The organism is Streptomyces sp. NPDC091649 (genome assembly GCF_044756785.1).
GTDB lineage: Bacteria > Actinomycetota > Actinomycetes > Streptomycetales > Streptomycetaceae > Streptomyces.
This window is the reverse complement of record NZ_JBIVTR010000005.1, coordinates 59,364-71,689: the sequence shown is the minus strand read 5'-3', so window position 1 is coordinate 71,689 and position 12,326 is coordinate 59,364. Positions and strand designations below refer to the sequence as shown.

The window sequence follows — 12,326 nt, the reverse complement described above, 5'->3', positions numbered from 1 at the left end:
TTGCGAAGGAGAGCGATGGAGGCCCCAGGGCATGAAGTACAAGAACGAAGCCGAGATCATGCGCGCGCTCGGGATCGACACCTGGAGGCATCTCTCCAAGGAGAAAGCGGTCAAGTTCGCGGCCATGATGCCTGACATGGACACCGAAGTGGCCATGAAGATTGTCGAACAGTTCCCCGAGTTCAGGAAGTTCGCCACGGATGCTTTCGGAGCCATCGAGAAGGCCCACGAGGCCACTCTCGCCGACGGCAGGCATAGCCTGGATCAGGTCTACCAGACCCTCCGGGAGAACCGGGTGATCTTCGAGCGAGAACTCCACAGAGGCGACCTGACCTGGGAGCAGAGGAAGCACATCCTCGAACTCATTCAGGAAACGGCAAGACTTGCTTCTCAGAAGGACACTGAGCACAAGCGCCACGTCGATGGTCTGCTGAAGAAGACCATGATCGGTGTCGGATCCGCGCTCGCTCTGGGTGTGGTCTTCGTCGGAGGCCGGATCCTGGCGCAGGGCAAGGAAGAACCCGATGACTCCGGGGAGTCGTGACCCGGTGGGCGGCGCCGGCCCGTGTTCTCGGTGACCGTCTCATCGACTGGGCGCGCTGGGCTGTGCCCTTGCTGTGCGCGGGGGCATTGTCAGTGGTGTGCGTCAGACTCGGAACACGGCGCACACCCGTGTTGGCCGTCCGTCCACGCCTCTCACTCCTCTGCACCCGCAAGGAACGGTCATGGCACATCTGCACAAGCAGTTCGACGACCTGCTCACCCTGATCAACGTAGAACCCGACGTCCTCGCGGCGACGCGCGAACGTCTTGTGTTGTCCCGCACGTTGGCTGAGAAGCACCCCGAGGGCCGTACGTCCTACAGCTCGGGTTCGATCCCCGTTGGCACCCACGTTCAGCCGCACGGGGGAGCCGTCAGCGACGGGGACGGCGGGATCATCTTGGACCGTGTCCGGCACCCGGAGCTTGGTCCTGACGGCGAAGGGGAGGCCCCGCACGCCGTCACCGACGCACTCGTCGCGTTCATCGGTCCGAAGCTCCGCGACCCGGAGCGCACCCCGTCTTACCCCAAAGCGCGAGTTTGCAAGTCCCGGCGTGGCCTCAAGATTCATTTCGGTGCTCCGGTTAACGGCACGGATGTCACGGTTGATCTCATCGTGGCGCTGCGCCGCCGCGATGGGCGCGGACTGTGGATCCCCGACCTGGAGCAGGTCCAGGGCTCCAAGAAGGCATGGAGTGCCAGCGACCCCCAAGGCCACGTAGAGCTGTTGACTTCCGGCGCCGACGCCCTGCGGCGCACCCGGCGCCGCGCCATCCGCATCCTCAAGGCGTGGAATGCTCAGGCTGCGAAGCCAGGCTTTTCCTCGCACCAACTCTCCGTGTGGGCGTATGAGTTCGTTGAGCCGCGAATGGGCCTCGTCGGCGCGGTGTACGCGGTGCTCCGGGAGGCCGCCCTGCGCCTCCAGCGTGGCGAGCCGACCGAGGATCCGCGCTCCGTTTCGCCCGACCTCAAGCCGCTGATCCCAGACGCGGATGCGGAGCGGCGGCTGCGGGTCGCCGCTGACAAGCTCGCGAAGGCCATAGCCGATCCCGACGACATCGACACGGTGGCGGAGGTCTTGGAGCAGCTCTTCCCCAAGACGATGCGTGAACGAGAGCGTGCCTTCTCCGCCGCCTCCGCTCCCCTGAGCACCACCGCCAGCCTCGGTCTCGCCGGCGCGAGTCTGCTCCTTCCGAAGACGCGTTCGTGGAGGGAAGACGTGTCCGTTGGGCGGTGACCGGCGTGCCGCGCGCCGTCCTTGGTTCGCCCGTCCCGCGGCCCGCGACAAGCTGTTGACCGGGATGCGCTCAACGGGGCTCGACGTGCGCGAGGTGGACAGGCCCACCGACTTCGCGTCCGGTTTCACTGTTCAGGTCTACCCGCACGTACAGATCCTGCCCTTGCATAGTCTCCGCATAGTCTTCGCTCCCGGAGATCCAGCATTCCCCCGCGTCCACGCACGTGGACCCGACTGCCCGGCCCACCGCAACCCCGACGGTTCCCTTTGCCTTTGGTACCCGAAGGACGCGTCCTCGCGCCGGTGGTCGCCCGGCGACGGCGGGCGACTCCTCGTCGCGATTATCGTCCGCCATCTGCGCTGGGAGTCTGCCTATCGCTCCACCGGCGTCTGGCCGGGCTTCGAAGCACCCCACGGCCTCGGTTCACCGGGCCTCGACGAACAGGACCAAATAATTGGCTGACGCGATCAAGGCCCTCGGCCCCTACGCTGCTGTTTTTGCCGCACTAGTGACCGGCCTCGTCCTCGGCGTCCAGGCGCGTATCGGCCGTCGCGCTCAGCTGCAGGAGCGGAAGCAGGAATTGTTCGCGAGCGCGTACGAGGTGAGTATTCAGTACGCGGAGATGGCTTACGCCGTGCGGCGCCGCCGCGCGGATGCTGCCGCCGAGGAGCGGGTTCGCCTGTCGGAGCAGCTGCGGGAGATCCAGTCCAGACTGACTTGGCACGAGGCATGGGTCCGCTTCGAGGCTCCGGAGGTGGGCGCCGCGTACGACGAACTCGTAGCCCGCACCCGGACAGTGGCGGGGCAGAGCATGAAGGAGGCGTGGCGCTCGCCCCCAGTGGGGGACGATCCGGCGATGGTGATCTCAACTTCGGTCGTTGACCTGCGGGTGCTGGCGGATGTCCGCGAGCGATACATGGCCGCGGTGGAAGCGCACCTTCGCCCCGGGGGCCGCGCCTTCCGCCTCATCCCGCGGCCGCGCCGCGCCTTGCCGCCTTCTCCCGTGCCCGCTCCCCCGACCGGTACTGGCGCTGGACCCACGTGATCACCGACGCTCTCGAACGGATCGATTCACAGTGTCAATTCGTCGAATACATCGTCCGGCAGCGTCTTGATGTACGCGATGCGTGCACGGATGGCTGCCTCGAGATTGGCCAACGACAAGCTCACCGAAGGCTCGATGAAGTCTTCGCTGCCCGCCTCGGCGGTGAGTAGCGCGGCAGCGTCGTAGTTGCCCTCTTTGACCATGCGTTCGAAGAAGATCTTGTACCGTCCTATGTACGACGCTCCCTCGAAGATTGGGTCCGGCGGAAACGGCATGTTCTTGGGCAACTCGACCTTTGTCAATGACTTCGGCGCGCGTTCTACGAGCATGATGAAACCGAACCAGGGCTTCAACTTGCCGAATAGGCCGCGCTCCGCGGCCATCTTGGAGTCGGCCGCGAGCCCGAGGGCTTCCTCCGTCCGGTTGTTGAAGTTGTTGCTGAACGAGGGGCCTCGCTGGGACTTGAACTCCAGCGCCGCGATGAGGGAGCCGCGGTAGAGCACCAGGAGATCCCAGTTCTTCGCCGGTCGAAAGTACGCCGGCAGATGGTTGTGACCGGTCGTGCGCACCTCAAGGGTGATGTCAGGATCGGCGCGCCAGATCTTCGCCACGACTTCCTGCATAGCGTCCATCTGCTTGCCGCCGGTGACGGCTGCGCGATTGCCGGTGTCCTTCACCCCGGTCGCTTGGCCCTGCTTCGCGGCCTGTAGGTCCAGGCCCTTCCAGTAGCCGAGAACAGCGGCGCGCCTGGTCTCGACAGGTGTCAGGTCGCTCATGGCCCCCTCTTCTTCTATCTGGATATTCAGATGCTGCCGACGGGCAGCCCGTATGCTTCTTCGGCCGCACGCGTTGCAGCCGCCCTGTCGCCGGCGCGGAACGCGTCACGGAGCCTGGAGGCGATGTCGTCAGGGATCGTTTCGGGGCGCGGAACGGCGATCTTCCGCAGGTATTGCGCCTGGAATCGCAGCGTGCCGCCACGCATCTTCACCCCGTAGGCGCTCACGAAAGCCTCTGCGATCCGAGACAGCAGCAGCCCGCCGAGTACTTCCATGTCCCACGTCGACGAGACGATGTAGTACAGGTTGTGGTGTGGGTAGTAGCCGCCTGGCTCCAGCACCGGCGTGATCTGGGCTTTCATGTCCTGGAGAAGCAGCTTCGGCCGTTCGGCGAGGCCGGGGTAGACCTTGTCGATGGTGCGGTGCCAGGTGCTCGGGTTCTTCCTCGCGACGAAGCGCTGCTTGACGTTCGGGTGTGATGCGAGGGCGGCCACGAACTTCGGGTAGTCCCCGGGATCCACGAGCCTGCCCTCGTCGTCCCACGGGTTCAGCAGCATCTTCGATGGCGTCGTGAGGCGACCTGTACGGATGTCGTCGGCCATGACGATGGGCGTCAGCCGATCTTGCTCGACACCGATGCCGGCTTCTGGGCTGATGATGTAAGCCTTGTCGGCTCCGGTCGCGACCCCGATGCTGATCCTCGTCGAGCCGTCTGCTTCGAGCGTCGGGAACGTATCCTGTAGGTGCTCGAGCAGCTTGATGGTGCGAGGGGGTCCTGCGGGCCAGAAGTCGTCGGTCTCGAACCAGCTGGGGAGGCGCGCGCCTTCCCAGCCCTTGCCTGAAGCCTCCTCCGCCTCGCCCCGCACGAACGACAGGGCTTCGCTAGCGGAGGCCGCTCCGAACGCGGCAGTGGTGTCGATGAACGTGGCGTTACCCTGCTCGGAGTTGGTCAGGATCGTGATCGCCGGATAGGCGGATACCTCTGCTTCAAATGCGTCCACATCGTGCATCTGCCACACCGACTCGACCGCGTAGCGTGAGGTCACAAGGCCCCGTAGGTGCTTCCCGTAGGCGTTTCGCATCCAACGGTCCGCGCAGATGAACCCAACCTTCCCTCCGCTTGCGAGGATGGACAGCGAACGCTCGTAGAACCCGACGTAGATGTCCGCTCGTCCACGCATCGTCCGCCATGTCTTGCGGTAGGTAGCCTCGGTCTCGTCATCGAGATCCTCGGTGCGGATGTAGGGCGGGTTGCCGATCACGAAGTCGGCATCGGTCGGTACCGCGTCGAGAAGGAAGTCGCCGTGATGCAGCCAGCCAGCGGACAGGGTTCGGGCTTCTGTCGGACTTGCCCCAGCGGCTTGGAGCATGTCCTCTGACTTCTTCCGGCAGGTCGCGACATGATCGTGCTGGAGATCGAGGCCGTACAGGCAGTCAGCCAGTGCCGGTAGTTCGGCGCCATGGATCTTTGCAGACTCGAGCAGTCGCTCCAACGTTGGGACGAAAAACGCTCCGGACCCGAGCGATGGTTCAACGACCCTCATCTGGGTTAGGTCCTTGTTTGGCGTATAGCCGACCAGATCAAGAATCGTCTCGACGACCCATCGTCGGGTGAAGACCTCGCCGTACTCGATCTCGTCTGGGGCAGCTGCAGCCATGGGTTCCTCTCGTCACGGCTCACTGCACGAGCCCTCGCTCCAAGGCTATCGGTGGGTGCGACCGCCAGAGCACTTCTCGCACCTCGCTACTCGGATTCGTCGCCGCGGCGGCTCGTCGAAGCTCTCTTTCGTGATGAGCGAAGTTCCCGTGTGCCTCCGGCAGCAGGCACGTGTCGCAGCAGGGCCCCGAAGCCCCCCACTCCAGCAAGCTCCTTGGGAGGTTCGCTCAGCTTCCGCCCGCCACTGCATGCGCGCTGCGCCTCAACTCTCGCCCGTTCCTCTGGAGCCGCCGCGGGAGACCTGCGGCCTGTACGTCGTGGTAGCAGATGGCTTGGCGACGGCCCGGAGTGTGACACGTGGGGTCAGGCGCTGACCGAAGCTCTCGCTCGTTGGGGATGGCGCCCACTCTCGGTCGCGCCAACTGAGACCAGAACTGAGACCAGCAACGTCGAAGGGCCCCACCGCGAACGGTGGGGCCCTTCAACGTATTGCCCGGTGAGAGCAATGGCGGAGGATACGAGATTCGAACTCGTGAGGGGTTGCCCCCAACACGCTTTCCAAGCGTGCGCCCTAGGCCACTAGGCGAATCCTCCGCCGCAAACAATACAAGACGTTGGGGGGTGCTCGCGAACACGTTCGCCGAAGATCGTCGGGAGCGGACCTCCGGGGTGGTTCGGCTGTCGTTCGCCGGGGTGGGCGGGTGGACCGCAGGGGGTGGGGATCCGCTAAGGTGGGCGTCAGCCCCTCACGTGGCGCTATCTGACTGAACTCCCCCAGGGCCGGAAGGCAGCAAGGGTAGGTCGGCTCTGGCGGGTGCGTGGGGGGCCCTTTGCGTTCCGGGGGGCGGGAGCCCGGTCGGATGTGCGGGTTCGGCGGGGGACGGGGAGCGGGTGTGCCCGGCCCGGCGAGGTGGGGGCTCGGGCGGCGTGGAGTCGGTTGTCAGTCGGCCCCGATAACCTCGTAGGTGTGTCGTCCCTTGCGCTGTACCGCCGCTACCGCCCCGAGTCGTTCGCCGAGGTCATCGGTCAGGAGCATGTCACTGACCCGCTCCAGCAGGCCCTGCGGAACAACCGGGTCAATCACGCGTACCTGTTCAGCGGGCCGCGCGGCTGTGGGAAGACGACCAGCGCGCGCATCCTCGCCCGCTGTCTGAACTGCGAGCAGGGCCCCACGCCCACCCCCTGCGGGGAGTGCCAGTCGTGCCAGGACCTCGCGCGCAACGGGCCGGGGTCCATCGATGTGATCGAGATCGACGCCGCCTCGCACGGTGGTGTGGACGACGCCCGTGACCTGCGCGAAAAGGCGTTCTTCGGGCCCGCCTCCAGCCGTTACAAGATCTACATCATCGACGAGGCGCACATGGTCACCCCGGCGGGCTTCAACGCCCTGCTGAAGGTGGTCGAGGAGCCGCCGGAGCACCTCAAGTTCATCTTCGCGACCACGGAGCCCGAGAAGGTCATCGGGACGATCCGGTCGCGTACGCACCACTACCCGTTCCGGCTGGTGCCCCCCGGGACCCTGCGCAGCTATCTCGCCGACGTCTGCGGCAGGGAGAACAGCCCCGTCGAGGACGGTGTACTCCCGCTCGTCGTGCGCGCCGGAGCGGGGTCCGTGCGTGACTCGATGTCCGTCATGGACCAGCTGCTCGCCGGTGCGGGTGACGACGGTGTGACGTATGCCATGGCCACCTCGCTCCTCGGGTACACGGACGGCTCGCTGCTCGACTCGATCGTCGACGCCTTCGCCGCCGGCGACGGGGCCGCCGCCTTCGAGGTGGTGGACCGGGTCATCGAGGGCGGCAACGACCCCCGACGCTTCGTCGCGGACCTGCTGGAGCGCCTCCGCGACCTGGTGATCCTCGCCGCCGTGCCGGACGCCGGGGACAAGGGCCTCATCGACGCGCCCGCCGACGTGGTCGAGCGGATGCAGGCCCAGGCGTCGGTCTTCGGCGCGGCCGAGCTGAGCCGCGCCGCCGACCTGGTCAACGACGGGCTCACGGAGATGCGGGGGGCCACCTCGCCACGCCTCCAGGTGGAGCTGATCTGCGCACGGGTCCTGCTGCCCGCCGCCTACGACGACGAGCGGTCGATGCGGGCCCGGCTCGACCGGCTGGAGCGCGGGGCCGCCGCCGCACCCGGACCCTCCGTCGGCGCCCCGCCCGTCGCGGCGCCGATGGGGTACGCACCGGGCCCCGAGACCCACGCCCTCCAGGCGGGCCCGCAGGTCCCCGCAGGCCCGGACGCGGCCCGTGCCGCCGTACGGGGCGAGGCGCCCGCCGCCGCGCCCCACACGGCGCCCGCACCGCCCCCCGCCTACGCGCCACCCGCCGCCGAGCCCGTCCCGCAGGCCCCCGCGGAGGCGCACGTGCCCGCCCCGCAGGCCGCCGAGCCCGCCCAGCGGCCCGGGGCCTGGCCCGCCGCCGGCGGGGAACAGGCGCGGCGCCCGGGGGGCTGGCCCACCACGTCCGCCCCCGGCAGCGGCCCGGCCCCCGCCGCCCCGCCGCCCGCCGCTCCCCCGGCCGCCCCGTCGGTCCCCGCCGCGTCCGAGGGCGGGCAGAGCATGGCCCAGGGCGCCGCCCAGGTGCGGAGCATGTGGCCCGACATCCTGGAGGCGGTGAAGAACCGCCGGCGCTTCACCTGGATCCTGCTCAGCCAGAACGCCCAGGTCGCCGGGTTCGACGGGACGACTCTCCAGATCGGCTTCCTCAGCGCCGGAGCCCGCGACAACTTCGCCGGCAGCGGCAGCGAGGAGGTCCTGAAGCAGGCCCTCCTCGAACGCTTCAACGCCCAGTGGCGCATCGAGGCGGTCATCGACCCCTCCGGCGGCGGCGGAACGCCTCCACAGTCCGGCGGCGGAGGCGGCGGGCGTCCCGCGCCGCAGTACCAGCCCGCCCCGCCGGCTCCCGCCGCCCCGGTCGCGTACGAGCCCCGGCCCCAGCACGCCGCCCCGCAGCATTCCGCCCCGCAGCAGTCCGCGTCCCCGCCGCAGGGGCAGCAGGCGCCGTCGGCCCAGCAGTCACCGCCGTCCTCCGCACCGCCGCGGGGCCGGGAGACCGCGCCCGCCCCCGAGGTCTCCCACAGTTCGTACGGGGCGGAGCCGCCGCGATCCGTGGCTCCCGAGGACGACACCCCGGAGGCCGACGATCCGGATCTCGTCGACTCCGCGCTCTCCGGCCATGAGCTGATCGTCCGCGAGCTGGGCGCCACCGTGGTCGAGGAGTTCACCAACGAGCAGTGAGGCGGACGAGCGCCGGCATCGACGAGCATCGGCATCGACGAGGGGCGGGGCGGCGCCGCGGCGGGGTGCACGAGCAACAAGCCGGTGGTGAAAGTCAGCCGTCGGCGGCGCCGGCGGTGATGACGCGCCGGCGGTGATGACGCGCCGGCGGTGATGACGCGCCGGCGGTGATGGCGGCGCGGCGCCGGAGACCGGGGCACGGCGTCGGGGGACAGGGGGGACGCGACGCCGGGGACGTGCCGGGCCGTCCACGCATCGGCTGCCGTCGGGGCCCGGCGCCCCCGGCGGCTAGGCTGCACCCCGTGAAGGTCCTCGTCATCGGCGGCGGCGCCCGCGAACACGCCCTGTGCCGCTCTCTGTCCCTCGACCCCGATGTCACCGCTCTGTACTGCGCCCCCGGCAACGCCGGCATCGCAGAGGTGGCCGAACTGCACCCGGTCGACGCGCTCGACGGTGACGCCGTCGCGCGTCTCGCGACCGACCTGGGCGCCGGGCTGGTGGTCGTCGGCCCGGAGGCGCCGCTCGTCGCCGGGGTCGCCGACGCCGTGCGCGCGGCCGGCATCCCCTGCTTCGGCCCCTCCGGCGAAGCCGCGCGGCTGGAAGGCTCCAAGGCGTTCGCCAAGGACGTCATGGCCGGCGCCGGCGTGCCCACGGCCCGCAGCTACGTCTGCACCACCCCCGCGGAGGTGGACGAGGCCCTCGACGCCTTCGGCGCCCCGTACGTCGTCAAGGACGACGGCCTCGCGGCCGGCAAGGGCGTCGTCGTCACCGACGACCTGGCCGCGGCCCGCGCCCACGCGCTGTCCTGCGACCGCGTGGTCATCGAGGAGTTCCTCGACGGCCCCGAGGTCAGTCTCTTCGCGATCACCGACGGCACCACCGTGCTGCCGCTCCAGCCGGCCCAGGACTTCAAGCGCGCCCTGGACGGCGACGAGGGTCCGAACACCGGCGGCATGGGTGCGTACTCCCCGCTCCCGTGGGCGGACCCCAAGCTGGTCGAAGAGGTCCTCCAGAGCGTGCTCCAGCCGACCGTCGACGAGTTGCGCCGCCGGGGCACGCCCTTCTCCGGGCTGCTCTACGCGGGCCTCGCGATCACCTCGCGCGGCGTACGGGTCATCGAGTTCAACGCCCGCTTCGGCGACCCGGAGACCCAGGTCGTGCTGGCCCGGCTGACGACCCCGCTGGCCGGTGTCCTGCTCGCCTCCGCGAACGGCACCCTCGATACCTTTCCGCCGCTGAAGTGGCGCGACGACGCCGCGGTCACCGTGGTCATCGCCTCGCACAACTACCCGGACACCCCGCGCACCGGCGACCCGATCGACGGGCTCGCGGACGTCGCGGCGCGCGATGCCCCCGACGCGTACGTCCTGCACGCCGGGACCCGCGCCGAGGGCGGCCAGGTGCTCAGCGCGGGCGGCCGGGTGCTGTCGGTGACCGCGACCGGCAAGGACCTCACAGCGGCCCGGGAGCGCGCCTACACCGCGCTCGGCCGGATTCGTCTGGAGGGCTCCCAGCACCGTACGGACATCGCCCTGAAGGCGTCTCGCGGCTGACACACCCACCCGTGCCGTTACGCGCAACGCGCCTGACGGCCGCCGCCCCGTGCCGGCACCCGTCGACGCGCCTCAAGCCGCCGGGGCGAAGCCCCGGGGCGCCCCCCCCCGGCTTCCGGACACCCCGCAGCCCCTCCGCCCGCCCCGTACGCCACCGGTGTACGGGGTGGACGCGAGGGGCTGCGGGGTGACCGCGCTCTGCGCAGGCTGCTCGCCTGCTGCTTGCCTATGGATGCGGACACGTCAGCAGCTTTGCCCAAAGCCACACCATCGGGTGACGACTGCGCCATCCGGATGACGGCTGACGGGGCCCCAACTAGGGTGCGGCGCAGGCGTTCCGGCACTTGGCCCACCGGCATTGCGATGTCAGTGAGGGGTGCCACAGTGGGGGAGTGAGCAACACCGTCGCAGTGAGCAACACCGTCGGAGGGCAGAGGGGGTGACGTCCGGCCGTGTCCGGTATCGATGTGGGTGAGGAGCTGGGGGCGCGGGCCGCGCAGGCCCGAGCGCTCTCCCTGCTGCGGATCCGCGGCAGGGCACTGGCCGTGGCGATCCTGCCCGCGGCCGTCGCCATCGTGCTGTTCGCGGCGGGCGCGCAGGGGCATCTGGCCGGTCCGGCCTGGGACGCCGTGCGCTGGACGGTCCTCGGCGTCGCGGTCGTCGTGCTGCTGGTGACCGTCCTGGTCGCCGTCTCCGTGGCCCGTGCGCGGCCCGCCATGAGTCCGACCGTCCCCGTGCCCGAGGGCGGGGCCCCCGACCTCTACCGCCTGGTCAGGGACCTGGCCGACCGGCTCGACGTACCCGCGCCCTCCGCGATAGCGCTGACCCCGGACTGTGACAGCTGGCTGGAGGACCGGACCCACCGCGCGCTCCGAAGGGCCCCGGGCTTCGCTCCCGGGGCCGGGGACGCCGCTCCCGTCCTGGTCATCGGCTCGCCGTTCCTGTGGTGGATGCGGGTCGCCGAGCTGCGCGCGGTCCTCGCCCCCGTGGTGGCGGGCACCGGCCCGGCCGCGCACCCCGACATAGCCGCCGCCCGCCGCTTCGTGCGCGGTCTGGACGCCGCGATCGCCGATGCCGCAGCCCCCGGCCGGGGTGCGGTGCGCGGGGCGCCGCTCGCCTTCGCGGGCTGGGTCGCCAGGCTGCTGCTGCGGGCCTGCCGGGGCCATGCCGCCGAGATGGAGCGGTGTGTGGCCACCGCCGCCTCCATGCGCGCGCAGACGGTCGACCACGGTCTGCGCATCGCCGCCCAGGAACAGATCGGCCTCGCCTATGCCGGCTGGGACCGGTTGCTCACCCGGGTGGCGCTGCCCGCCTGGCGGATGGGCCGCTGGCCCTCCCGGCTGGACGCCGGGGTCGTCTCCGCGCTCACCGAGCTCTCCCGCCGGGACCGGCTGGCCGACGGCTTCGCCCTGCGCCTCGGCGAGCGGCCCGCGTGCGACCTGCTCGAAGAGCCCGGGGTGGCCGACGAGGCGGCGTCCCTGCTCGCCGCCCGGCTCTTCCACGGCGGCCCCGCCGAGAGCGGTCCGGGCTGGGCGCCGGTGGACTGGCAGCAGTATCCCGACGAGGTCGTCGACCGGAAGTGGCGTACGGAGGCGGCCCGGCTGCACCGGGTCCTGGGGGCCCTGGGCTCCCCCCGGGCCTCCGCGGCCGCCGACCAGGCCGTTCCGACGCTGGCGCGGGTCATGGACCACCTGTCCGGTTCCGGTGGGCCCGGCGGTCCGGGCGAGGCGCTCGCGGCGGGCATCGGAGCGGCGGTGGCCCGCGAGGAGGCCGAGACCCCGCATCCCGTCGGCCCGGGTCACGTCGGCCCGGAGACCGGCGCGGCCGACGACCCCCTCGACCTCTGGGGACCGGGACCGCTGCCCCTCTTCCCGCTCCAGCCGCCGCGTACGGGCACCGAACTGCTCGCCGACCACGTGGCGGCCATGGTCTGCTGCGCTGCCGTGGACACGGCGGGCGCGGCCCCCGGCCTGGACTGGCTGGACGGTCCCGCGCTGCTCGTCGGCGGCGAGCGCCGGGCGGACCTCGCGACTCCCGTCCTCAGCCTTGTCGAGGACGGCGACCCGGACCCGCTGCTGTCCTGGCTGGCCGAGGTGGGCGTGCGCTCCGACAAGCCGGTCCGCCTGGTCTGACCGCGTACGCGGGCCCGGCCAGAAACTGATCCGCGTACGCGAACGCGAGGCCCGGTCCGCTCGACCCCCGCGCACGTGTGTCCGGTCCGGCTCGACCGAACGCGAACCCGAACCCGAACCCGAACGCGAACCCGACGGCCCGGTCC

The 12,326-nt window shown here is 70.4% G+C and carries 8 protein-coding genes, 1 tRNA gene and 1 other RNA gene; 7 read left to right on the top strand and 3 right to left on the bottom strand.

Translation table 11 applies throughout. The features are described from left to right. Positions 1-31: 31 nt before the first annotated feature. The 3 genes from ACIQMU_RS12005 to ACIQMU_RS11995 all read left to right on the top strand — a co-directional run bounded on the left by ACIQMU_RS12005 (position 32) and on the right by ACIQMU_RS11995 (position 2,824). Positions 32-544 carry a hypothetical protein gene (locus tag ACIQMU_RS12005; RefSeq protein ID WP_030632948.1) on the top strand — a complete coding sequence of 171 codons (513 nt, stop codon included), beginning with the start codon at positions 32-34 and terminating at the stop codon, positions 542-544. A gap of 181 nt (positions 545-725) precedes the next feature. Next, positions 726-1,778, top strand: coding sequence for a hypothetical protein (locus ACIQMU_RS12000; protein ID WP_313750815.1), 1,053 nt, complete (start codon positions 726-728; stop codon positions 1,776-1,778). Between the two features lie 455 nt (positions 1,779-2,233). After that, positions 2,234-2,824 (top strand): hypothetical protein, encoded by a 591-nt coding sequence (locus ACIQMU_RS11995; RefSeq protein ID WP_402688773.1) that lies wholly within the window; start codon positions 2,234-2,236, stop codon positions 2,822-2,824. A 26-nt stretch (positions 2,825-2,850) separates the two neighbouring features. On the opposite strand, the gene ACIQMU_RS11990 is transcribed toward ACIQMU_RS11995, so the two are convergent. From ACIQMU_RS11990 to ACIQMU_RS11980, 3 genes are all read right to left on the bottom strand, one after another. Continuing rightward, on the bottom strand, positions 2,851-3,600 hold the full coding sequence (locus ACIQMU_RS11990; protein ID WP_402688772.1) for a PaeR7I family type II restriction endonuclease: 750 nt from the start codon (positions 3,598-3,600) through the stop codon (positions 2,851-2,853). Positions 3,601-3,626: 26 nt separating this feature from the next. Then, entirely contained in the window at positions 3,627-5,258 is a 1,632-nt protein-coding gene (locus ACIQMU_RS11985) for an Eco57I restriction-modification methylase domain-containing protein (protein ID WP_313750812.1), read from the bottom strand. Positions 5,259-5,763: 505 nt separating this feature from the next. Continuing rightward, positions 5,764-5,851 (bottom strand) — tRNA-Ser (locus ACIQMU_RS11980). A 144-nt stretch (positions 5,852-5,995) separates the two neighbouring features. Between ACIQMU_RS11980 and ffs the strand changes: the two genes are divergently transcribed. The 4 genes from ffs to ACIQMU_RS11960 all read left to right on the top strand — a co-directional run bounded on the left by ffs (position 5,996) and on the right by ACIQMU_RS11960 (position 12,180). Further along, an RNA gene (ffs, locus tag ACIQMU_RS11975) (signal recognition particle sRNA small type) lies at positions 5,996-6,090 on the top strand. Positions 6,091-6,224: 134 nt separating this feature from the next. Then, on the top strand, positions 6,225-8,495 hold the full coding sequence (locus tag ACIQMU_RS11970) for a DNA polymerase III subunit gamma and tau (protein WP_402688771.1): 2,271 nt from the start codon (positions 6,225-6,227) through the stop codon (positions 8,493-8,495). A 302-nt stretch (positions 8,496-8,797) separates the two neighbouring features. Next, a complete protein-coding gene (gene purD, locus ACIQMU_RS11965) occupies positions 8,798-10,048 on the top strand; it encodes a phosphoribosylamine--glycine ligase (protein ID WP_352239375.1) in 1,251 nt (416 codons plus the stop codon). 452 nt (positions 10,049-10,500) lie between these two features. Continuing rightward, positions 10,501-12,180 (top strand): hypothetical protein, encoded by a 1,680-nt coding sequence (locus ACIQMU_RS11960; RefSeq protein WP_352239376.1) that lies wholly within the window; start codon positions 10,501-10,503, stop codon positions 12,178-12,180. Positions 12,181-12,326: the final 146 nt, after the last annotated feature.